At 40.1% G+C, this 22,804-nt stretch carries 18 protein-coding genes and 1 tRNA gene; 8 read left to right on the top strand and 11 right to left on the bottom strand.

Translation table 11 applies throughout. From position 1 onward, the window contains the following. Window positions 1-15 precede the first annotated feature (15 nt). On the top strand, window positions 16-3,996 hold the full coding sequence (locus L0951_RS07850; protein WP_234110675.1) for a T9SS type B sorting domain-containing protein: 3,981 nt from the start codon (window positions 16-18) through the stop codon (window positions 3,994-3,996). 69 nt (window positions 3,997-4,065) lie between these two features. On the opposite strand, the gene L0951_RS07845 is transcribed toward L0951_RS07850, so the two are convergent. Continuing rightward, window positions 4,066-4,890, bottom strand: a complete 825-nt coding sequence (locus L0951_RS07845) for a S1 RNA-binding domain-containing protein (RefSeq protein WP_234110674.1) — start codon at window positions 4,888-4,890, stop codon at window positions 4,066-4,068. Between the two features lie 50 nt (window positions 4,891-4,940). Here L0951_RS07845 and L0951_RS07840 point away from each other — a divergent pair, with 50 nt between their 5' ends. Further along, on the top strand, window positions 4,941-5,144 hold the full coding sequence (locus tag L0951_RS07840) for a KTSC domain-containing protein (protein WP_234110673.1): 204 nt from the start codon (window positions 4,941-4,943) through the stop codon (window positions 5,142-5,144). Window positions 5,145-5,186: 42 nt separating this feature from the next. Here the strand turns inward: L0951_RS07840 and L0951_RS07835 are convergent, their stop codons facing one another. The 7 genes from L0951_RS07835 to recQ form a co-directional block, all read right to left on the bottom strand. Beyond that, entirely contained in the window at window positions 5,187-5,441 is a 255-nt protein-coding gene (locus L0951_RS07835; protein WP_234110672.1) for a DUF2442 domain-containing protein, read from the bottom strand. A gap of 85 nt (window positions 5,442-5,526) precedes the next feature. Then, complete coding sequence (locus tag L0951_RS07830) at window positions 5,527-5,778, bottom strand: DUF2442 domain-containing protein (RefSeq protein ID WP_234110671.1); 252 nt, start codon at window positions 5,776-5,778, stop codon at window positions 5,527-5,529. Window positions 5,779-5,783: 5 nt separating this feature from the next. Then, entirely contained in the window at window positions 5,784-6,041 is a 258-nt protein-coding gene (locus L0951_RS07825; RefSeq protein WP_234110670.1) for a DUF4160 domain-containing protein, read from the bottom strand. A 117-nt stretch (window positions 6,042-6,158) separates the two neighbouring features. Beyond that, entirely contained in the window at window positions 6,159-7,562 is a 1,404-nt protein-coding gene (gene lpdA, locus L0951_RS07820) for a dihydrolipoyl dehydrogenase (protein ID WP_234110669.1), read from the bottom strand. A 140-nt stretch (window positions 7,563-7,702) separates the two neighbouring features. Then, entirely contained in the window at window positions 7,703-10,255 is a 2,553-nt protein-coding gene (locus L0951_RS07815) for an adenosylcobalamin-dependent ribonucleoside-diphosphate reductase (protein WP_234110668.1), read from the bottom strand. Window positions 10,256-10,474: 219 nt separating this feature from the next. After that, window positions 10,475-11,554, bottom strand: coding sequence for a glycosyltransferase (locus L0951_RS07810; RefSeq protein ID WP_234110667.1), 1,080 nt, complete (start codon window positions 11,552-11,554; stop codon window positions 10,475-10,477). A gap of 362 nt (window positions 11,555-11,916) precedes the next feature. Further along, window positions 11,917-14,121, bottom strand: a complete 2,205-nt coding sequence (recQ, locus tag L0951_RS07805) for a DNA helicase RecQ (protein WP_234110666.1) — start codon at window positions 14,119-14,121, stop codon at window positions 11,917-11,919. A 181-nt stretch (window positions 14,122-14,302) separates the two neighbouring features. Here recQ and L0951_RS07800 point away from each other — a divergent pair, with 181 nt between their 5' ends. After that, the gene (locus tag L0951_RS07800; RefSeq protein WP_234110665.1) at window positions 14,303-15,262 is read left to right on the top strand and encodes an SIS domain-containing protein; all 960 of its coding nucleotides are present in this window, start codon (window positions 14,303-14,305) and stop codon (window positions 15,260-15,262) included. Window positions 15,263-15,443: 181 nt separating this feature from the next. After that, a complete protein-coding gene (gene tatC, locus L0951_RS07795) occupies window positions 15,444-16,268 on the top strand; it encodes a twin-arginine translocase subunit TatC (RefSeq protein WP_234110664.1) in 825 nt (274 codons plus the stop codon). A 259-nt stretch (window positions 16,269-16,527) separates the two neighbouring features. Here the strand turns inward: tatC and L0951_RS07790 are convergent, their stop codons facing one another. Together L0951_RS07790 and L0951_RS07785 are read right to left on the bottom strand one after the other, a co-directional pair. Next, the gene (locus L0951_RS07790) at window positions 16,528-16,989 is read right to left on the bottom strand and encodes an SRPBCC family protein (RefSeq protein WP_317207197.1); all 462 of its coding nucleotides are present in this window, start codon (window positions 16,987-16,989) and stop codon (window positions 16,528-16,530) included. A gap of 191 nt (window positions 16,990-17,180) precedes the next feature. Beyond that, entirely contained in the window at window positions 17,181-17,606 is a 426-nt protein-coding gene (locus tag L0951_RS07785; protein ID WP_234110663.1) for an SRPBCC domain-containing protein, read from the bottom strand. Window positions 17,607-17,772: 166 nt separating this feature from the next. On the opposite strand from L0951_RS07785, the gene L0951_RS07780 reads away from it, so the two are divergent. The 4 genes from L0951_RS07780 (at window position 17,773) to L0951_RS07765 (ending at window position 22,316) form a co-directional block, all read left to right on the top strand. Next, window positions 17,773-18,888 (top strand): MBL fold metallo-hydrolase, encoded by a 1,116-nt coding sequence (locus tag L0951_RS07780; RefSeq protein ID WP_234110662.1) that lies wholly within the window; start codon window positions 17,773-17,775, stop codon window positions 18,886-18,888. Window positions 18,889-19,161: 273 nt separating this feature from the next. After that, window positions 19,162-20,121: an alpha/beta fold hydrolase gene (locus tag L0951_RS07775; RefSeq protein ID WP_234110699.1), complete on the top strand. Its 960-nt coding sequence runs from the start codon at window positions 19,162-19,164 to the stop codon at window positions 20,119-20,121. A gap of 394 nt (window positions 20,122-20,515) precedes the next feature. Next, a complete protein-coding gene (locus tag L0951_RS07770) occupies window positions 20,516-21,049 on the top strand; it encodes an FUSC family protein (protein ID WP_234110661.1) in 534 nt (177 codons plus the stop codon). Between the two features lie 49 nt (window positions 21,050-21,098). After that, window positions 21,099-22,316, top strand: coding sequence for an acetyl-CoA C-acyltransferase (locus tag L0951_RS07765; RefSeq protein WP_234110660.1), 1,218 nt, complete (start codon window positions 21,099-21,101; stop codon window positions 22,314-22,316). 414 nt (window positions 22,317-22,730) lie between these two features. On the opposite strand, the gene L0951_RS07760 is transcribed toward L0951_RS07765, so the two are convergent. Beyond that, window positions 22,731-22,804 (bottom strand) — tRNA-Ile (locus tag L0951_RS07760).

Below are 22,804 nucleotides of genomic sequence, written 5' to 3'. Positions count from 1 at the left end.
ATATTTACTTTCTTTATGAAAAAATTCTATATTTTTACTTTGCTTCTTTTTGGAATCACCACTTTCTGCCAACAGAAAGTTTCCAAGAGTTCCCAATATTTTTTTGCTGAAAACAAAGGCCAAATTATTGACCAAAAAGGCAAAGAAAATCATGCCGTGAAATACCTTTTCCATTCTTCGGGGTTGAATGTCCAAATAAAGAAAGATGGCTTTTCTTACGATGTTTATCAAGTTGAAAGAAGAGCCCGAAAATTAAGAAAGGATTCCGAAGACCGAGCAATTTCTGATTTAAAAAAAAGCCGAACAGAAACCGATTTTAAGTACCATCGTGTAGATATTGACTTTGTGAATGCCAACAAAAATCCTGAAATCATTGCCGAAGGGAAATCACCGGATTTTGATAATTACTACAATATTCCAGACAAACCAAATGGAATTGAGCGGGTTCATCGGTACGAAAAAATCACCTACAAAAACCTTTACCCAAAAATTGATCTTGTTTTCTTTAAGCCAGAAGATTCCACAAAAGCGGTTGAATATAATTTCATAGTCAATCCGGGCGGAAGAATTTCGGATATGCAGTTAAAATTCAACGGTGCTAAAACCAGACTGAAAGGAGGAAAGCTATCAATGAACCTTCGATTCGGTGAAATGCAGGAAAACATTCCACATTCTTGGGAAGAGCACGGAAAGATGAAAGAAAACATCAATGTGGAATTCCAGGATTTGGGAAGACAGGTTTTTGGATTTAAGGCAGAGAAGGACATTTCAGACAAAGTGATGGTGATTGATCCGGTTCCTACGCGGATTTGGGGAAGCTATCTTGGCGGCAGTGGAGAGGATTATGGCGATGTCAAAATTGACAAGAATAACAATGTTTATATATTTGGCACTACTGCAAGTCCTAATAATATCGCTACCAGCGGCACGTATCAAACTTTTTTATTCGGAGGTTATGATGCCTTTATCGTAAAAGTAGACAAAGATGGACAAAGGTATTGGGGAACTTACTATGGTAGATTGTATTACGATGAAACTGGCTCATTAGATACTGATGACAATCTTAATGTCTATGCAGCAATATATTCGGAAAAACCGAATCCACTTTATCCAGGAAACAAACTTTATTTTTATCCAAAAATAATATTCCTAAAACTTACTGTAAATGGAACGATGCTGTTCAATAACGAAATCGGGCCGGAAATTGGTAATCCTTGGTATTCATCCACCGATCTAATCAATATTTATGACTTAAGATTCGACAATGGAATTGCATACGTTGCGGGACAAACCGCAATTAATGGATTTGGAACACCCGGTGCTTTCCAAGTAAACAAGCCAAGTGCTTATTCGGGATTTTTCACAAGGTTTGACGGCACTACTGGTAATACTGATTTCTTTACTTATGTCGGTGGAAATAATGGAACATCAATTTACAACATCTTCAATATTGATGCTACCGGAGTTGAAATGACGGGCACTACTCGTGCAAATGATTTTCCAATGATCGACCCATTCCAGCCTGTGAATCCGAATCCTACCGGTTCTTACAACAATAATGGATTGTATATAAAATTCTCAACAAATGGAAATCTAGTAAAATCCAGCTACTTCGGCGGCAATGAAAACTATGTTTTCACGAGTACAAGACGCTTTGGAAATGAAGTTATTTTTGCAGGCAGAATGCAGTCAAAAAATAAGATTTGCTTTTATCGTGTTGACACCATCTTGAATACAATTCTTGATTATAAGGACGTAAACGTATTTGACAATTGGGGACATGTTTACGTAGATTCTCAAAGAAATATTTTTTCTGCAGGCATTGCTAGTCCGAATGATCCTTGGGTTAATCAAGTGACAACGCCAAACGCATATCAAACTACAATTGGATCAAAAATCTCAATTTTTCTCACAAAGTATGATTCTAATCTCACAAAAATTTGGTCAACTTTTTACCAAGGAAATGGAGGAACTCAAAGTGGAATGATGATGAAAGATTACAATGATCATCTTTATTTATGGGGAATGTCCAGCAATAACACCACCGGTATTGCAACCCCAGGAACTTTTCAGCAAACTGGCGGTCATCCATCGAATGATATTTTTATTGCGAAATTCTTGGATTGCACATCATATTCAGATCTAAATTCAAATTCTCCTGTTTGTCCTGGTTCCGACATAAAGTTATATGCTTCCAATGGTGCAAACTATTCATGGACCGGCCCGAATGGATTTACCTCCAACCTGCAAAACCCAACCATTCCCAATGCAACTGCTGCTAATGCTGGAATTTACTCCTGCGCCATTACAGGGACAGGAACATGTGATGGAACCTTTACCGTAGAAGTGAAAGTGGAAGACAAAACCGCACCAGTTCCAGATCTTCCGTCTTTGCCTAAAATTACGGGAAACTGCAAAACAATCATCACCACAATTCCCACTGCGACTGACGCTTGCAAAGGGAAAATCACCGGAACTACCACTGATCCACTTCAATATCAACTTCCGGGGAATTATGTGATTACCTGGAAATACGATGATGGAAATGGGAACATTTCCTCGCAAACGCAGAATATAACGATTACAAGTGAACCGCTTCCTACCGCTGCTCAAACCCAGAGTTTCTGCAAGATTACGAATCCAAAAATCTCCGATATCCAAATCACGGGAACTTTGATCAAATGGTACGATTCCACGGGAAATATTTTACCTTCAAACACTTTGCTGCAAAATGGATTGAAGTATTACGCAACCCAAACTTTGAATGGATGCGAAAGTGCCAAATTAGAAATCACTGTAAGCATCAATGATCCCAACTCACCAACCGGAAACGCAATACAAGATTTCTGTTCAGCCCAAATCCCGAAAATATCAGACATCGTCGCCGCCGGACAAAATATCAAATGGTATGACAGCACGGGGAATTTCTTGTCTCCATCTACTCTTTTGATTGATAATACCACTTATTACGCTTCCCAAACGGTGAACGGTTGCGAAAGTTCGCAAAAGTTTGCAGTGACGGTCTCGGTAAAAAATGGTGGAATCCCTGCAAATAACTATTCCATAACTTTTTGCAACGACACCACTTCAAATATAAAAACAGAGAACCTCAATAATTACAAAGCAGATCTTGCTACAAATCCGTCTCAGTACCAATTTGAGTTTTATACTGCAGGCAATCAATTGGTTTCGGACCCTGCAAAAGTCAGTTTAGATATCGGTTTGAATGTGTTTAATGTAAAGATTTCCAACAATCTCGGCTGTTTTGTATGGGTAAAACTGAATTTGACTTTAAATCCAAAACCTGCCATTACACTTCCCGCAACACATGAATTCTGCGAAGGTCAATCTGTCAATCTCGATGCGGGAAACTGCACCAGTTGTACTTTTGAGTGGACAAAAGATGGTGGTTCTGCGATTATTTGGAATCAACAAGTTTTAAACGTTTCCGCTGTTGGAACATATACTGCAAAAGTCGTGAATCCTTTTGGCTGCAGCAATTCGGCAAGTACAGTGGTCAAAACATCGATTACCGCTACGATTCTCCGAGTTGATATTATCAACAATACCGCAACGGTGATCCTTTCTGGAAGTGGAGATTTTCTTTTCTCCTTAGACCATGGTATTTTTCAGTCTTCCAATATTTTCCAAGATCTCTCCAATGGAAACCACACCGTAATGGTGAAAACCACGGGCGGTTGTCTCATCGGATCAATCACATTCACCATTTTCAATGTTTCCAATGTAATTACGCCGAATCAAGACGGAATAAACGATACCTGGAAAATTGAAGGCATAGAAAACTATCCGGGATCTGAAATTAAGATTATTGACCGATATGGAACAACCGTTTTGGAAGTAACCACAAACGGCATTTTTGAGTGGGATGGAAAATCCAATTCCAGAAATTTACCGACGGGAAGTTACTGGTACCAAGTGAAGATTTCTGACGGAAGGATTCTTACCGGTTGGTTGCTGCTGAAAAATAGGGATTAGTTTTAACTAAAGCCATTAAGAACTTCAAAAATAAACGGACCAAAGTCCGTTCCTATTGATATTTCTGATTTATAATAACCTGATCTTATCCTCCAGAATTTCAATCTTTTTGTCCTTATAAAGTCCGCCGATTGCTTTCTTGAAGTTCTTTTTGCTCATCTGCAATTCGTCCTTGATTTCCTCCGGCGAAGATTTATCTGAAAGATAAAGCAAACCATAATTTTCATTTAGTTTTTCCAGAATGATTTTTTGGAATTCGTCAATATGGGCAAATCCTTCCGGCTGCAAAGTCACATCAATTTTACCATCTTCGCGGATGGTTTTGATATAGCCGATTTCTTGGGACAATGGATAAAGTTTCTTGTAAACGTCTGACGCATAAATCAGTCCGATATATTCTTTGTTGATGACCACATTCCAGCCGAGTTCGCTTTCGCCCATCAAAATCAAATCTACTTTATCACCACTTTTAAAAGGCAGATCAGTGTATTGCGGATTCCGCTTAAATTTGGTGGTTCCGGTAATCAGTCCTGTTTTTTCGTCCACATAAACATAGACCAGATATCTTTTCCCTTCCTGGATTTTCAGTTTCTGTTGGGTATATGGAATAAACAGATCTTTGATGATTCCCCAATCCATAAATGCTCCGCTCGGCAAAGTCTGAACGCAGCTCATCACCGCAAACTCCCCTACTTCGGCATTAGGTTTTTCGGTGGTCGCCTTTAATTTGTCATCGTCCTGATAAACAAAAACTTCAATTTCATCACCGATCAATGAGTTTTCGGAAGCGAAAATTTTTGGAAGAAATGCCTTTTCCTCATTTTCGTCAACCAGGATAAAACCTGAAGAATTGTGCTCGTGAATCTTTAATGTTTGGGTTCTGCCTATATTCATCCTGCAAAAATACGCTAAATGAATGGAATGGAAATTGCAAAAAGATAAACATGCCATCAAATGTTGTCAAAAAATATTCTTACAACACGGAACAAATGATTCTCACGATCATGTTTGTTTCAGGGAAAGTTTACGACTATTTCCAGGTTCCGCTCTATACTTTTGAAAATTTCAGGTCAGCGTTTTCAAAAGGAAGTTTCCTCAATCGATTTATTAAGGGAAAATTCAGGTATAAAGAGCGGCTCATTGTTTGACGAAAAATTTTGAATATTACCAAAAGATGGTTTTCGCAGAAATCACGAACAACTCAACTCAGTTTCATTCGGCAATCCGTAGAGGAATTCCGCCGCGAAATGAGCTCCGTTTTCCCAGACCAAATTCCCATCTTCAATCCTAAAGTCTTTGAAAACTTCTTGGCCTTTTAATGCAGAAAATTCTGGTTTTTCAATAAATCGTTGAAGGTTTACGGTCATTTTTTCGTTGGTGCTAAATACCAGATTTACAGTGTAGTCAGAAATATAGCTGGCTTTAGTTACTTTAATATTATTCATGTCTTTTACTTTTTAGGTATTCAAAGTTAGCCATAAAAAGACCGAATTCCGGGAAAAACAAAGAGAAGCCGAAACTTCTCTTTATTTATAAAATCAATTCTTTGTCAGATTTTAACGAATATAAGAACTCCGGGGAAAAATCTGCCCCGTTTTCCCATTCTATTGTCCAGGAATTGAGCTTAAAACTTTTGAAATAATCTTTGTTTTTCAGTTCTAAAAAAATCCCTTTATCCAGATATTTCTCCAGATTTACAATTATTTCTTCGCCTGTGTTAAAGGTAAGACTAATCTTGTATTCTGAAATGTATTCTGCTTTTGTAACCCAAATTAAACTCATCATAATTATTTTAGAGGTTCTATAGCTTTTGGTAACTCTCCTTTTTGGGCAAGCTCCCAATTTTTCATTAATTCATCTTGATGAAGTTCCATCCATTCAAACACCAATTTTAATGCCTTCGAAGTCATATTTCCCTCCACTATTCCATTTTCGATCGTCATCACCGCACGATATTCTCCATAAGTTATATGGAAATGCGGCGGATTATGATCTTTGAAAAACATCTGAATAATGATTCCGTAAAATCGACTTATTTCCGGCATGCTTCTTTATTTGTGCTAAGTTAATGATTTTGAAATAAAAAGAGAAGCCGAAACTTCTCTTTATTTATAAAATCGATAGACATGGACAAGTTGCAACCTGTCTCTAATTGTATCTTCCTAAAAGTGAATGGCAATTTTACCAGTCGCATCCAAAGCTGCTTCTTTCACCGCTTCTGCATAGGTTGGGTGTGCGTGAGACATTCTCGCGAGATCTTCTGCACTTGCTCTGTATTCCATTGCTACCACGGCTTCTGCGATCAAATCCGCCGCTCTTGCTCCAATCATGTGCATTCCCAGGATTTCGTCGGTTTTTTCGTCCGCAATGATTTTGATGAAACCATCCAAATCACCTGAAGCACGGCTCCTTCCCAAAGCTCTCATCGGGAAATTTCCAACTTTTATCGCTATTCCTTCAGCTTTCAGTTGCTCTTCGGTTTTTCCCACTCCGGCAACTTCTGGCCAAGTATAAACTACTCCCGGAATTAGGTTGTAATTGATGTGTGGTTTCTGACCTGCCAGTTGTTCAGCGACCAAAATTCCTTCTTCTGAAGCTTTGTGAGCCAGCATCGCGCCTTGAATTACATCACCGATTGCGTAAATATTGGAAACATTGGTTTGAAGGTGCTCGTTTACTTTCACTCTACCTCTTTCGTCCATATCCACTCCTGCTTTTTCAAGGGAAAGTCCATCTGTATAAGGTTTTCTTCCTACAGAAACCAAGCAATAATCTCCTTCAAATGTAACTTCTTCTCCTTTTTTGTTCTTAGCGGTCACTTTCACGGTGTCTCCATTTCTCTCCACAGCCGAAACTGCGGTAGAAAGTTCGAATTTCATTCCCTGTTTTCTCAGGACTTTCTGCAATTCTTTAGACAACGCGCCATCCATTCCGGGAATGATTTTGTCCATAAATTCGATCACCGTTACTTCTGCACCCAATCTCAAATAAACGGAACCCAGTTCCAATCCGATGACGCCACCTCCGATTACCAGAAGCTTTTTCGGGATTTCCTTTAAGTTTAACGCTTCTGTAGAAGTGATTACTCTTTCTTTATCTAAAGTTATGAACGGCAAATTGGATGGTTTGGAACCCGTTGCGATGATGATGTATTTGGAATCAAGAACTTCGGTGGAACCTTCATTCTTTGTCACTTTTACCTGAGTTGGAGATTCAAAACTTCCCACTCCTTCGAAAACGGTAATCTTGTTTTTGTCCATCAGGAATTTGATTCCTTTGGTGGTTTGGTCCACGACTTCATTTTTTCGCTCCACCATTCTGCCCAAATCAGCTTTCGGCTCGTTGATGATGATTCCGTGGTTGGCAAAATTGTGTTTGGCATTCTCGAAATGCTCGGAACTGTCCAAAAGTGCTTTTGAAGGGATGCATCCCACATTAAGACAAGTTCCTCCCATAGTAGGATATTTCTCGATAATGGCAGTTTTGAAGCCCAACTGCGCTGCTCTGATTGCCGCCACATAACCACCTGGACCGGAACCGATGACGGTAACATCGAATTGACTCATTTTTATTTTTTTATTGTTATTTAAATAGAATTTAGAATAACTACAAAATTACGGAATTTTTCAACTGCTGGAAAGCTTATTTTGAATCAAAACTATTTTCAAAATAATCAGCAATCTTGTTTGAGCTTCCATCTTCTATCTTATCCGCACTTTGAGCTGCCACAATTCTTACAGGTCAAACAGCCTTCCTGATACATCACCTGGTCTGATCCGCAACTTGAGCATTTTCCTGCAGCCTGCGTTCCATCTGCGATATAGCGTTTCAGCGCGCGAGCAACTCCCGCTTTCCAGTTATTGATGGATTCCAAGTTCAATTCCATTCTATTGACCAGCTCTACCACGCTTTCCAAAGGCATTCCGTGTCTCAAAGTTCCGGAAATGAGTTTCGCGTAATTCCAGAATTCGGGATTGAACTTATGAGAAAGTCCTTCGATAGTTGTTTTATATCCGCGTAAATTCTTGAACTGGAAATCGTACCGGGATTTTCCGTCTTCGTCGCGGTTTTTAATAATCAGTCCGTCGTTTACCCAACGTGGAAGCATGATTCCTTCCTCATCATCCGCCAAACCGGTGAAAATTTCATAAGGTTTTCCGTCGATCAGTCCCACGAACGCGATCCATTTGTCTTTGTTGTTTTGGAAACGCACCACATCTGCTTCCAGAATTTGCGGACGTTTTGTCGGGAAAATGGTTTTCTGAGCTTCAGCACCTTCCTCTTTTTTGTCTTCTGTAGAAATCAAAACACCGGAACGTGAACCATCTCTGTAAACAGTAACTCCTTTGCAGCCGACTTCCCACGCTTTGATGTAAAGTTTGTTCACCAATTCTTCGGTCGCTTCGTTCGGAATATTAATGGTTACGGAAATTGAGTGATCTACCCATTTTTGGATCGCACCCTGCATCTCCACTTTGCTGAGCCAATCCACATCGTTGGAAGTGGCTTTGTAGTAGGGAGAAATCTCGATGATTTTGTTGATTTCTTCCTGAGTGTATTTTCTATCAGTATCTATATCATTCGCTTCCATCCATTGCTTGAAACGGTGGTGGAAAACCAGATATTCTTCCCAGGAATCGCCAACTTCATCCACGAAATCCACACGAACCTCCTTGTCATTCGGATTTACCTTTCTTCTCCTTTTGTACACCGGCAAGAAAACTGGTTCGATTCCGGAGGTGGTTTGCGACATCAGCGAAGTACTTCCGGTAGGAGCAATGGTGAGCAATGCGATATTTCTTCGTCCGTGCTTTTGTAAATCTTTATACAATTTCGGATCGGCTTCCTTTATTCTTAAGATGAACGGATTTTTGGTCTCCCTCTTTGAATCATAAATCGCGAATGCTCCTCTTTCCTTCGCCATTTCCACTGACGAACGGTAAGCGGCTAAAGCCAATGTCTTATGCACCAAAGTCGAAAATTCATTTCCTTCCCTGCTTCCATATCGGATTCCCAAAGCAGCCAACATATCGCCTTCTGCGGTGATTCCAACTCCAGTTCTTCTTCCCTCGATGGTTTTTTTGCGGATCTTGATCCAAAGATTTTTCTCGGTGTACTTGATTTCTTCAGTTTCCGGGTCTTTCTCTATTTTGTCAAGAATTGCATCAATCTTCTCGATTTCCAGATCAATGATATCGTCCATCATCCGTTGAGCGTAACCGACATGTTCTTTAAATAAATCAAAATTGAATTTCGCTTTTTGGGTGAATGGATTTTCCACATAAGAGAAGAGATTGATTGCCAAAAGTCGGCAGGAATCATAAGGACAAAGCGGGATTTCTCCGCAAGGATTTGTGGAAACCGTTTCGTAGCCGAGATCCGCATAGCAATCCGGAAGCGATTCCCGAATAATGGTATCCCAGAAAAGCACGCCTGGTTCTGCGGATTTCCATGCATTGTGGATGATTTTCTTCCAAAGATCGGTGGCCTTGATTTCTTTTTTGAATTTCGGGTGATCGCTGAAAATTGGATATTTTTGAACGTAATCTTTATCTTTCACCACTGCTTTCATAAAATCGTCGTCGATTCTTACCGAAATATTAGCGCCGGTGATTTTTCCCTGCTCCATTTTCGCATCCACGAAATCCTCTGAATCCGGGTGATTGATGGAAACTGACAGCATCAAAGCACCGCGTCTTCCATCCTGTGCCACTTCCCGCGTGGAATTGGAATAACGCTCCATAAATGGCACCAAACCTGTTGAAGTCAATGCAGAGTTTTTCACCGCCGAACCTTTCGGACGAATGTTTGACAAATCGTGACCCACTCCGCCCCGCCTTTTCATGAGCTGAACCTGCTCCTCGTCAATTTTCATGATGGAACCATAGGAATCGCCATCCGTTATGCTTCCAATCACAAAACAGTTGGAAAGCGACGCAATCTGGAAATGGTTTCCAATACCCGTCATCGGACTTCCTTGCGGAATGATGTATTTAAAGTTTTTGATCAGATCGAAAACTTCCCGCTCAGAAAGTGGATTCGGATATTTTGCTTCGATTCTTGAAATCTCGGATGAGATTCTTCGGTGCATATCGTCAGGAGTTTGTTCATAGATATTTCCGTCGGAATCCTTTAATGCATATTTACTTACCCAGACTTTTGCCGCCAAATCGTCGCCTTCGAAATAATCCAAAGTTGCGCGGTATGCGTCATCATAGGTATAAATCGTTTTCTTTTTTGTCGCAGCTTTCGTCTCCATAATTTTATTTTTTTGTCGAAATAAAACTACAAAAGATAATCGGTTTTACAAAAAGTTTACAAAAAATAAATATTAAAAGTTTGATTTTCAATACAATAAAAATTACAATCAAATGAAAAGTTTGCAAATTTTTATAATAAGAATATGATTGCAATCATAATATTCTTATGTGAAATTTAAATTTAATTTAAAAAAAACTTTTGCAAATTAGAATGGTTGTCAAAGTTGCGAAAGCAATTCTTCATACCTTTCCAAAATAATCTCCTTAGAAAATCTTGACTGAATCGAGTTTTTTATGACTTCAGAATTGTGAGGTTTTTCTAAAATTTCCTGGATTTTCAGCGCAAATGCTTCGATATTTTCAATACCAAATAGCTCACCGTTGATTCCTGGCTGGATAATTTCGGAAATTCCTCCTGGACAGGTGTTTGCCAGAGAATATGTTCCACATGCTCCGGCTTCCAGCAATACATTAGGAAACCCCTCATACCGCGAGGAAAGAATGAACAAATCAGCAAACTTTAAGTAGGGATAGGGATTTTTCTGTGGTCCGTGAAAGATGACATTCTTGAGTTCCAATTCATTTTTCATTTGGTGAAGCAGTTCGCGGTCTCTTCCGTCACCTAAAATATGGAGTAGGATTTTTTCCTCTTTCAGGTGGGTGAAAACTTTCAGCAGATTATCGAAACCTTTTCTGGAAGAAAGGTTTCCTATGGCGACGATATTTTTGAAATCACTTTTAAAGCTTTCCGGTTTGACGGATTCGGCTAATTTTTCAACAATAAAGTCAAAATCAACCGGATTGTTGATCTTAGCAATTTTGTCTTTTTTAATATTAAAGTTCTCAACCAAATCCTTCTGCATGTCGTCACTTTGGCAGATGATTCTGTGGAAATTATTGTAGAACTTATAGAAAAAGCGGATGTCTTTCCGGGTGACGTGTTTGGAGACCACGTTGGTTTCGCGCGCAATGAATTTTATTTTCGGAAACATTTTGATAAAAAAGGAAAGATATGCATTCACCTCACCAAAACCGCTGAATACAATTTCCGGTTTCCTTTTCCTGATCTCATTTAAAATGGGTAAAAGCGAGTTTCGGATTCGCCGCGTTTTTAGGTCGATAACTTCTACATCATCCTTAAGGATTTCCAGATAAGTACCCTCTTTTCTGAGTAAAAGGATTTTCGGCTCGAATTTTTCCCTTGGAAGGTGGTTTGCAATCGTTGTCACGATTCTTTCAGCACCGCCTGCTTCCAAATCCGGCAGGATGAAAAGGATGGTTTTTCGTGGGTGATTCATCAAAAAGATTCTGGAATTCCAAATTTACAATAATTGTGAGAAGTTTGTTGACTGCTTTGCTATGATATGGTTGCCCAGAAAACAGCGACAAGATTTGCAGAAACAATTTTTTATTATTTCCCGAACCATTCACGAATTCTCCGTTTTGATTGTGCTCAAATGATTTCAATTCAATCCTCTTTTTTTCAAAATTAAGCTTCACCTGCATTTAATTTGAGGCTTAGAAACTACATTTTACTGCTCATAATTATTTTTCAAATCAAACCGCCGCTGCATCATCGCCCGACTCTCCAAACCAATAATCCATTGCAGGATTTCATTTTTTGTGGTAGAATCGTGCCGCCCATTATTTATTTCTCATACTAGTTCGCGACATCCGAGATGAATTTGATCCTCAACATTCTCACTTCTTCATCGGTCAAATCGTCGCCGAATTCCTTCAGCAAAATCTTCATGCTGTCACTCTCGCTTTCCCGCATAAATTCCATGAACTCTTCGACGATGTCTTCGTCAAAGTTTTCGTCGATATAGTAATCAATATTGAGTTTGGTTCCCTGATAAACGATCTGCTCCATTTCCTTCAGCAGTTCCTGAATGGAGAGGTTTTTCGCTTTGGCGATGTCTTCCAGATCGATTTTCTTGTCGGTACTTTGAATGATGAAAACCTTGTGGCTGGATTTATTCGCGACCCCTTTCAGCACCATGTCCTGAGTGCGTTCGATATCATTTTCCTCCACATACTTTTTAATGAACTCGGCGAATTCTTTTCCGTATTTTTTCGCTTTTCCTTCGCCAACACCGTAAACTTTACCAATTTCTTCCACAGTGATCGGATATTGCACCGTCATATCTTCCAGACTTGGATCCATAAAAACGGTGTAAGGCGGAATTCCGTGTTTTTTGGCAACAGTTTTCCTTAAATCTTTCAATTGGTTGAAAAGTTTTTGATCTAACCCACCGCTTTGTTGCACCTGGATTTTCTCGGAATCTGCTTTCTGCTGTTCCAGGTTATATTCTCTGTCTTCTGCGATCAGGAAAGCATTTTTGTACTTTCCGTCAATGACTTTCTGACCTTTTTCGGTTATTTTCAACACCCCGTACGTTTCAATGTCTTTCGCCAAAAAATTCTGAACCGTCGCTTGTCTGATAATGGATTTCCAGAAGTTTTCGGATTGGTTCTTGCCGATTCCGAAATGTTTTGTGGATTCCAGTTTATAGGACTTGGTCACTGAATTTTCTTTGCCTACGATAACTGCAATCAGATCTTTTGTTTTAAATTTTTCCTCTAAATCTTTGACCAAAGTCAACACCAGTTTCAATTCTTTGGTCACATCTTTCAGTTTTGGCGGATTCACGGAATTGTCGCACATCTGTGCTCCATCACCATGGACAGGGTCAAATTGTTCCCCAAAATAATAAAGGATGTACTGTCTTCTACTCATGGAAGTTTCTACATAACCCACCACTTCGTTCAGCAACTGTAAACCAATTTCCCTTTCAGAAACCGGTTTTTGCGCCAAAAACTTTTCGAGTTTTTCGATATCTTTCGGATCATAGAAAGCGAGGCAATGTCCTTCACCGCCGTCTCTTCCGGCTCTTCCTGTTTCCTGATAATAACTTTCCAGTGATTTTGGGATATCGTAGTGAATCACAAACCGCACATCCGGCTTGTCGATTCCCATTCCAAAAGCAATAGTGGCCACGATCACGTCACATTCCTCCATCAGGAATTTGTCCTGATTGGCGACTCTTGTTTTTTGATCTAAACCAGCGTGGTAAGGAAGCGCATTGATTCCATTCACCTGCAGAAGTTGTGCGAATTCCTCCACTTTTCTTCGGCTCAGACAATAGACGATTCCTGATTTCCCCTTATTTTTGTGGATAAATTTCACGATTTCTTTGTCCACATTGATTTTAGGGCGGATTTCGTAGAACAGATTCGGTCTGTTGAAACTTTCCTTGAACACCACCGCATTCGTCATTCCCAAAGTTTTCTGGATATCGTCCTGAACTTTTGGAGTTGCAGTGGCGGTCAATGCGATTACTGGAACATCCGCAATCTTGTCGATGATGAGTTTCAGGTTTCTGTATTCCGGGCGGAAATCATGTCCCCATTCAGAAATACAGTGCGCCTCATCAATCGCCACGAAAGAGATTTTCACCTCCTTTAAAAATTCAAGATATTCTTCCTTAATCAACGATTCTGGAGCCACATATAAAAGTTTGGTTTTTCCGGATTTGATGTCGTCGAAAACCTGTTTGGTCTGGGTTTTATTTAAGGATGAATTTAAAACGTGGGCGACTCCTTCCGCTTCGGAAAGTCCATTGACCGCATCCACTTGGTTTTTCATCAGTGCGATTAATGGCGAAACCACGATTGCGGTTCCTTCAGAAATGAGTGCAGGTAACTGATAACAAAGCGATTTCCCACCTCCGGTCGGCATTAATACGAAAACATCCTTTCCATCGAGCAGCGTTTGTATGATTTCTTCCTGTTGTCCCTTAAATGTAGAGAAGCCGAATAACTTCTTCAATTCCTTCGATAATTCGGCGATTTTTGTCTTCATTGAATATTGTTTGCTAAATTTGCATTTTACCCAAAGTTAGAAAATAAAAATCAGATTAGAAAAAAATGAAACTTTTCTTTGCTTAAATTTTTGTTAAAATTGAGGAATCAGTTCATAAAAAACCCGGGCCGTTTTCACCTATATCTTTAAGGCTCAACAGTCTAAAACCTGAAATTCGAAAATGAATAACGAAAATATCCTAAAAATCGCGAAAGAATCTCTTTCCATAGAAATCTCAGAACTCGAAAAGCTGAAAAACCGACTTGACGAAAACTTTCTGAAAGCTGTTGAAATCATAAATTCCGCAAAAGGAAAACTCATTATCGTGGGAATCGGGAAATCGGCTCATGTTGGAAACAAAATCGTGGCAACGCTGAATTCCACCGGAACACCGTCTCAGTTTCTGCACGCTTCGGAAGCGATTCACGGAGATTTGGGGGTGATCCAAAAACGAGATGTTGTTCTATGTATTTCCAACTCGGGAAACTCGCCGGAAATCGTCAATCTCGCACCATTTTTAAAGGATTATTCTTCCGCATTAATCGCCATGACCGGAAACCCAAATTCCAAACTCGCAGAATTTTCAGATATCGTTTTAAACACCTATGTGGAGAAAGAAGCTTGTCCGATCAAACTCGCTCCTACAAGCTCTACTACCGTTCAAATGGCTTTGGGAGACGCTTTGGCGGTTTGTTTAATGGAGATCAATGATTTCCAGCAAAAAGATTTCGCCAAATTCCATCCAGGCGGAAGTCTGGGAAAAAACCTCACCGCGAAAGTGGAACAATACCTTTCTTCACAAAAACCATTGGTTTCTGAAGATGCCGAAATCCGCGAGATTATCATCTCCATTAGCGGTTCCAAGCACGGAATTACAGTAGTTACCAATGGCGAAGAAATCACAGGAGTCATTACCGATGGCGATTTAAGGAGGATGTTAATGAGTGAACAGGACCTCACAAAGCTTTCCGCAAAAGACATCATGTCCAGGAACCCGAAAAGCATCGAAAAAGACCGTCTCGCAAAAGAAGCGATGGCAATTTTAAAAGAGAAAAATATCGGACAACTCATCGTGACCGAAAACGGAAAATACTTCGGAATTATTGATATTCACAGACTTTTGGACGAAGGGATAAATTAAAATATAAGAAACAAGTTTATTTGCTTTGTGGTGAAACCGCAGATTCCACGAAGCCAATTTTCCTGCGAAAGTCAATTTTTTTGAGCGAATCCGTGTCGGACTTTTTTTCAAATAGATTCCAGAAACTCGAACCTCGCATCTTTTTTGTAATTTCGCAACCTCAATTATTAAATCAATTTTCGTGAGCGAAGGAAAAGAAATGTCATTTTGGGGGCACATTGGCGAACTGCGCGGACATCTCATCCGTTCTATTCTAGCCATTGTGGTAGGTGCCGTTGTGGTCGGTTTCAATATCAACTGGATTATGGATCACGTATTCTTTGGACCTACCAGAAATGAATTCCCAACTTTTCGCGTTGTCAACCACTTTTCAAATCTGCTTCTTGGTCATGACAGCATTACGCTTCCGCACGATTTCCCGGTCCGTGTGCAGAAACTTTACCAGCAATTCAATGTGATGATGGCTGTTTCCATGTTTGGCGGAATGGTTTTGGCATTTCCGTACATTATTTGGGAACTTTGGCGGTTTATCAGTCCTGCTCTGCATCCCAAAGAAAGAAAAAATTCGGTCTTCATGATCAATTTTGTGTGGATCCTTTTTCTTGCCGGAATTTTATGTGGATACTTCCTAATTTTGCCTTTCGCGATCAATTTTGGCGTCATTTTCAAAATTTCAGACATCATCGTTCCTCTTTACGATCTGAGCGACTACACCACCCTGTTCTTACAGGTCGTTTTGGGAATGGGGGTCATTTTCCTTTTCCCCGTTATCGTTTATTTCCTTACCAATATCGGAATTCTCACACCAACTTTCATGAAAACATACCGGCGCCATGCAATCGTATTGATTATGGTAGTAGCCGCAATCGTCACTCCTGCCGATGTTTTAAGCATGCTCATGGCAGCATTCCCATTACTGCTGCTGTACGAATTCAGCATCATCATGAGTTCCTACACCTTCAAAAAACTGGAGAAAAGAAACCAACTGGAGGCAAAAACAAAATAATTGATCAGGAGCAACAAGATTTGGAACCGTCCCAAGATGGGTCCCGCTCTCCACTATATCTTTTTTGGTGATGGGAAGAGAATGAGACCTTCAAGGCGCGCAAATCACCAAAAAAGGATGCCGTTGCGATCGGGGCTAAATACCAAAGCAGTCGCTTCTGCACAGGGATTTTACCTCGAACAATCTGAATTCGAATATTGGGCACGCAAGGTTTAAGTGTTAAACTGCCAACTTAGAAAAGCAAATATACCTCGCTAAATCACTTTCCCAGTGGAAACCGATCCCCAATCAAATTCAAATGAATCCCGTGTTCCAGCCACGCTTTGCAGCCCGCCATCACCAGATTGAAACCTCCGGTAGAATCACGGATCTGTTTTTTCATTTCGTCGGCATTTCCTTTGAATAAGTCATTGACCACAGTGACAAAAGTCTCGTTCTCAGAAATCTTCCGGAAATTGAAAACCACTCTGGTCATTTCGTTATAATTTCCCCATTCCACCTCAATCAGTTCGTTGGGAACAATCTGCGCTACTTTTACCGGAACATGGAGGTCATACATTTCCCAGGTCCAGATCACTTCCTCCCCTTCCTCCAATTTTCCGGTTGACTTGGTGAACCAGAAATTAGTGGTAACTGCGGGATCTAGGAACGCGTTGAAAACTTCCGAAACCGGCTTTCTGATCAACATTCCTGCTTCTGCAAAATTTTGGTTTTCCATCATAATTTTTTACGAATATTTGTTTCGAGCCATAAAATATTTGCCCATTAAGAAAGTGAGCGGTTAACTTCTCTTTGACTTCCATTTTAAAATGGGTGAGTTCATCATAAAATTAGACAATCATCAAAGTTTTTGTTGGATAAAGTTAAAAAAAAAGCGGGCTTAAAAAAAACCCGCTCTGAAAAAATATGTCGTCAATTTTCTACAAACTCTTTTAGGCTTTTGCCTATGATTCCGTTCCATCCTTGCTCGAAACTCTTTTTTTCGAAATCTTTGCCCAAATGTTCAAAGTTTTCAAGTCCTTTGTGCGTCAAAGTCACCATGGTTCCGTCTCCGTCTGGTTCCAGTTCCCATCGCACGATGGTTTTTTCCTTAGAAAATTCCGGATAAGTCCAGGTGTGCTTCAATTTTGCGTTCGGTATTACTTCCAGGATCTCTGCGTGGTGATGGAATTTCTTCTCGTTTCCGGGTTCGTAAAAATTGAACTGTTTGTGAATGCCAACTTCAAAATCAGGAATATCGAAATACCATTTTTTCATTTGCGCTTTATCGGTAATAGCGCTCCAAACTTTGTCTACAGGTGCGTTAACTCTTTGTTTAACGACTACATTATCGTGCATAGCTGTAAATTTTTAAGGTTGATTAAAATTAAATAAAATAACCGAGAGAAAAAATTTTTTATTTAAAATTAACTTCATAAATGATTTTTATCAATCAGATTCGGCATTATTTGAACGGACTAAAAATTTTTAAGGTAATTTTGCCGGCAATCCGTCCTTGCCAACAATGAAAATACTGAAGCGAACCGCATTATTAATTTTAATACCTGTTGGAATCCTTTTGGTTTCTGCCTGCTTTGTCATGAAACAGAAAAAATTTGGAAAACTTCCTTCGGGAGCACGTTTGGAAAGAATCCTGAAATCCCCGAATTATAAAGATGGGAAATTTCAAAATCTAAGTTACACGCCCCAACTCGCGGAAGGAACTTCGATGCCTGAAGCAATATTTCGCTTAATTTTCGGGAAAACCCCGAACAGATTTCCTGCGAAAGTCTTTCATTTTGAGAAAAGTGATTTGAAAAACTTGTCCCCCCACGAAAATGTGTACGTTTGGATGGGACATTCGTCTTATTTCCTGCAAATTGATGGCAAGAGCATCTTGGTGGATCCCGTACTGAGTGGTTATGCATCGCCGTTTTCCTTTACTACAAAAGCTTTTAAAGGAAGTGATCTCTACAAACCTCAAGATATTCCCGAACTGGATTTTCTGGTGATTACGCATGATCATTGGGATCACCTGGATTACGGAACCGTCACCAGACTTTTCCCGCGAATCAAGAAAATCATCACCGGATTGGGAACAGCTGAACATCTGGAGTTTTGGGGATTTGACCCGAAAAACATCATCGAACTAGATTGGCACGAAAGTTCTGATTTGGGAGAAGGTTTTAAGGTTACCGCAGAACCGGCACGGCATTTTTCCGGACGCGGATTGAAGGCCAACCAGTCGCTTTGGTCGAGTTTTGTTTTAGAGACGCCGAACCAGCGGATCTATATCGGCGGCGACAGCGGTTACGATTCCCATTTCAAAAAAATTGGCGAGAAATACGGCAGTTTAGACTTGGCCATCCTAGAAAACGGTCAGTACAACAAAGACTGGAAATACATTCACTTTCTTCCCGGGCAGAATATTCAGGCGATGAAGGATCTGAACGCAAAACGGATGATTCCCGTGCACAATTCCAAATTTTCTTTGGCGCCTCATTCCTGGTTTGAGCCCCTTCAAAAAATGGCGGAGTTGAATTCTGAAAATCTTAGGATTCTTTACCCAAAAATTGGCGAAAAGATCGATTGGATGAATGATGAGCAATTATTTGGAAAGTGGTGGGAAACTTATGAGTAATAGCACAATAGCAATGTGAAAAAATCATGCACGATTGTCCTTTATGTTGAACCTTTTTCAAAACTTAACAATAAAATTCAAAAAAAATCTACTTTATTTCTATTAATATTTTAAGGCGAATTGCACTGCATTCTTCTATACGTTCTAACATGGACGCGTAACTTTTCAAAAGTATCGCCTCACCGCTTCTTAAAATTTCCTTAATTTTACGCAAATCTCAAGAATATGAACCCCAAAAAAATCCTTCCATTTCTGTTTTCCGTTTTCTTCATCATGTCTGGCAAAGCGCAAAATTTATCCAGACTTGAGCCATTAGATGCCGAACTTTCCACGGTGACCTATCCTTTTCCGGTGACATTTAAAAACATCAAAAACCAGGGACAGGATTTGAAAATGGCATATATGAATGTAAAACCCAAGAAACCAAACGGGAAAACCATCCTTCTGCTCCATGGAAAAAACTTTAATGGCTATTATTTCGAGCAAACTGCGAAAGTACTTTTAAAAGAGGGTTTCCAGGTGGTGATGCCTGATCAGATTGGCTTTGGGAAATCTTCAAAACCCAAACAGTACCAATTTAGTTTTCATCAACTCGCAGAAAACACCAAATCGATTATGGATGATTTGGGAATCGATAAATTCATGGTTTTGGGACATTCCATGGGCGGAATGTTGGCTTCCAGAATGGCGGTGATGTATCCCGAAAATGTGGAAAAACTCATCCTCGAAAATCCAATCGGGCTGGAAGATTACAAACGTTTTTCGCCTTACCAGAATATTGATAAGCTCTATGCTTCAGAACTGAAAAACACCTTCGATTCCTACAAGAATTACCAGTTGAAATTCTATTATGACGGAAAATGGAAACAGGAATACAACCAATGGCTGAACCTTCTTGCCGGTTGGACCATTCACAAGGATTACCCCATCATTGCATGGAATGCAGCACTCACCACTGACATGATTTACACGCAACCTGTCATTTATGATTTCGAAAAAATTACTGCTCCTACTCTTCTGATCATCGGAACCCGCGACAGAACTGCGATTGGTAAAGGTTTTGCACCACAGGAGCTGCAGCCTTTAATGGGACTTTACCAAAATCTGGGAAAAGAAACCCAAAAGAAAATCAAGAATTCCAAACTGGTTGAACTAGACAATGTGGGGCATTCTCCGCATATTGAGGTTTTCGACAGGTTTATCTCACCGCTTTTGGAATTTGTAAAAAACTGATTTTCTGGTTTAATCTCTGATTTTAGCTGAAACGTTTCATGTAATCTACTTTTTACGTAATTTAGACAATGATGCAGAAAACCTATTTCAACGGTGTTTACGAGCAGCAGAATGCGACATCATCAATGTCCTTGCATTGGATGAAGTGTTCAGAAAATCAGGCTACTCCGTGAAATCTCACGCACAACCAAAATAATCAGTGGAAAGGAAAGGGGTTTCGTACCGGGAATCCCTGGAAATGGGGCTTTTGTTCGCGCATGGAAAGCCGACACCACAGGAAATCTGCAATACAGAATGACTGAACAAAACTTCCGCGAAATTAGAGGAAGATTTGGGCTAAAACTTCATCATTAAAATAGCAAAGGTTATTTTTGCAGAAGAAAACATTCATCAAATGGATAAATCTGCAACCCTTTCGGGATTTCGGGGATTCATTTTCTCGCCACTCTTCATCTATATCTGTAGGTCGTTGATCGGTTTCAGCATCGGTTATGTGCTGATGAAGACCATCCCACAATACGATTTGTTTTGGGCGCTGATATCGGTTTTGCTGGTGATTTCCCCCGAAGCGAAAGACAGTTGGAAACTATCCATAGATCGGGTAAAAGCCAATTTCATCGGTGCGCTGTCTGGTTTTGCAGTAGTATTTTTTCCTATCGACACTTATTTGAAGGTGATGATTGGAATCATACTCGGAGCCGTAATCTGCAAAACTTTCAACCTGTTGAATGTGGTGAGAACCACCATCGTTGCAATGATCATCATCTTGATTGAAAAGCCAGACGAAGGTTTCATTGCGCCAATTGAACGGTTTATTTCCGTTTTACTCGGATGCCTCATTGGACTTTTGGTAGTTTTGATCACGGCATATCCAATCCGCTATTTTCACAAGAAAACTCTTCAAATTGAACATAAGTTAAGAGATTAACATTTTTTCTCACCAAAGAAATAACCTATTTTTAAAACAAATTAAGAAAATGAGTAAAAACGCATACCTTATCGATGGAACCCGTTCCGCAATCGGAAACTTTAAAGGTCAACTCGCAGCAGTGAGAACAGACGACTTGATGGCTTCTGTGATTAAAAGTTTATTGGCCAAAAATCAGGAATTACCTTTAGATAAATTTGACGATGTAATTATCGGATGTGCCAATCAAGCCGGAGAAGACAACCGGAATGTAGCGAGAATGGCACTATTGCTTGCTGGATTGCCCGTAACCGTTCCGGGAGAAACAGTGAACCGACTTTGCGCATCCGGAATGAGCGCCATTGTGCAGGCATCGAGAGCCATCAAATCAAACGAAGGCGACCTGTTCATCGCAGGTGGTGTGGAAGGAATGTCCAGAGGTCCCTATGTCCTTTCAAAATCTGAAAACGCTTTCGATACTACCCAAAAAATGTATGATTCCTCTTTCGGATGGCGTTTCATCAATCCAGAAATGGAGAAAATGTACGGAACAGAAGCCATGGGAAAAACCGCTGAAAACCTCGCAGAAATGTATAAAATCTCAAGAGAGGAACAGGACGAATTCGCTTTAAGATCCCAGCAAAAAGCTACAAAAGCGCAACAAACCGGAAGGTTAGCCGAGGAAATCTCAGACCTCGTCATTCCGCAAAAAAAAGGAGATCCAATCATCATCAACAAAGATGAATTCATTAAACCGCAGAGTTCTATGGAAGTTTTAGGAAAGCTTCGAGCCGCCTTCGTGAAAGAAAATGGAACCGTCACTGCGGGAAACTCTTCCGGTCTGAATGATGGTGCCGCTGCAGTAATAATCGCGTCTGATGAAGCTATTGAAAAATACGGATTAAAACCTTTGGCAAAAATGGTGAGTTCGGGAGTTACTGGAACCGAGCCAAGAATCATGGGAATCGGCCCGGTTGAAGCCACAAAACTTGCTTTAAAAAGAGCGAATATTACTTTAGACCAAATAGACATCATTGAATTGAATGAAGCTTTTGCTGCTCAAAGTATCGCAGTTTTAAAAGAACTTGGAATCGCGAATGACGATCCGAGAGTCAACATCAATGGCGGCGCAATCGCACTTGGTCATCCACTGGGAATGAGCGGAACCAGGATTACTTATTCTGCAGCACTCGAATTGCAGAAAACCGGAAAAAAATATGCTTTAGCGACGATGTGTATTGGAGTTGGACAAGGCTATGCCGTTATTTTGGAGAATGCCGCACTTTGATTTGAGCTTGCTTTCAAGAGGAATCATGAATTCGGTCGTTTTGTAATATATTATTTTAGTTGAAGAGGAGTTTAACAGATATTTTTAGGAAGAAAGGATTAATGCGCAAGAAATGAAAAATCTTAAACATTTTCGCTTCACATGTGCATTGGCAAGAAGTCTGGATATTTTGAGAGATAAATGGATCTTTTTGATACTTCGTCATATCACTGCATTCTGAAAAACCACTTACAAGGAGCTGTCTCAGATACCGGAAAAATCCGCTACCAACACTTTGGCAGACCGCCTTGAAAAAATGACCTACAATGGATTGCTGACCAAGACAAATTGGAGATGATGTAGAAAATCAGGAAAATTTTACGGCTTATACTAAAAAAATTCCCCAGAAAATCAATGTTTTCCAGGGAATAATTGTGGCCCAGCTTGGGCTCGAACCAAGGACTTACTGATTATGAGTCAGTTACTCTAACCAACTGAGTTACAAGGCC

Source organism: Chryseobacterium sp. R2A-55 (genome assembly GCF_021401085.1).
Lineage (GTDB): Bacteria > Bacteroidota > Bacteroidia > Flavobacteriales > Weeksellaceae > Kaistella.
This window is presented reverse-complemented; position numbering and strand designations above follow the sequence as displayed.

Bases quoted from the DNA above. Each gene is read 5' to 3' on its own strand.
- L0951_RS07765 (WP_234110660.1), top strand. From the start codon at position 21,099: ATGAGTAAAAACGCATACCTTATCGATGGAACCCGTTCCGCAATCGGA.
- L0951_RS07800 (WP_234110665.1), top strand. From the start codon at position 14,303: ATGAATAACGAAAATATCCTAAAAATCGCGAAAGAATCTCTTTCCATA.
- L0951_RS07775 (WP_234110699.1), top strand. From the start codon at position 19,162: ATGTCTGGCAAAGCGCAAAATTTATCCAGACTTGAGCCATTAGATGCC.
- L0951_RS07780 (WP_234110662.1), top strand. From the start codon at position 17,773: ATGAAAATACTGAAGCGAACCGCATTATTAATTTTAATACCTGTTGGA.
- L0951_RS07845 (WP_234110674.1), bottom strand. From the start codon at position 4,890: ATGAATATAGGCAGAACCCAAACATTAAAGATTCACGAGCACAATTCT.
- recQ (WP_234110666.1), bottom strand. From the start codon at position 14,121: ATGAAGACAAAAATCGCCGAATTATCGAAGGAATTGAAGAAGTTATTC.
- L0951_RS07810 (WP_234110667.1), bottom strand. From the start codon at position 11,554: ATGAATCACCCACGAAAAACCATCCTTTTCATCCTGCCGGATTTGGAA.
- L0951_RS07815 (WP_234110668.1), bottom strand. From the start codon at position 10,255: ATGGAGACGAAAGCTGCGACAAAAAAGAAAACGATTTATACCTATGAT.
- L0951_RS07850 (WP_234110675.1), top strand. From the start codon at position 16: ATGAAAAAATTCTATATTTTTACTTTGCTTCTTTTTGGAATCACCACT.
- lpdA (WP_234110669.1), bottom strand. From the start codon at position 7,562: ATGAGTCAATTCGATGTTACCGTCATCGGTTCCGGTCCAGGTGGTTAT.
- L0951_RS07825 (WP_234110670.1), bottom strand. From the start codon at position 6,041: ATGCCGGAAATAAGTCGATTTTACGGAATCATTATTCAGATGTTTTTC.
- L0951_RS07835 (WP_234110672.1), bottom strand. From the start codon at position 5,441: ATGAATAATATTAAAGTAACTAAAGCCAGCTATATTTCTGACTACACT.
- L0951_RS07840 (WP_234110673.1), top strand. From the start codon at position 4,941: ATGCCATCAAATGTTGTCAAAAAATATTCTTACAACACGGAACAAATG.
- L0951_RS07770 (WP_234110661.1), top strand. From the start codon at position 20,516: ATGGATAAATCTGCAACCCTTTCGGGATTTCGGGGATTCATTTTCTCG.
- L0951_RS07790 (WP_317207197.1), bottom strand. From the start codon at position 16,989: ATGATGGAAAACCAAAATTTTGCAGAAGCAGGAATGTTGATCAGAAAG.
- L0951_RS07785 (WP_234110663.1), bottom strand. From the start codon at position 17,606: ATGCACGATAATGTAGTCGTTAAACAAAGAGTTAACGCACCTGTAGAC.
- L0951_RS07830 (WP_234110671.1), bottom strand. From the start codon at position 5,778: ATGAGTTTAATTTGGGTTACAAAAGCAGAATACATTTCAGAATACAAG.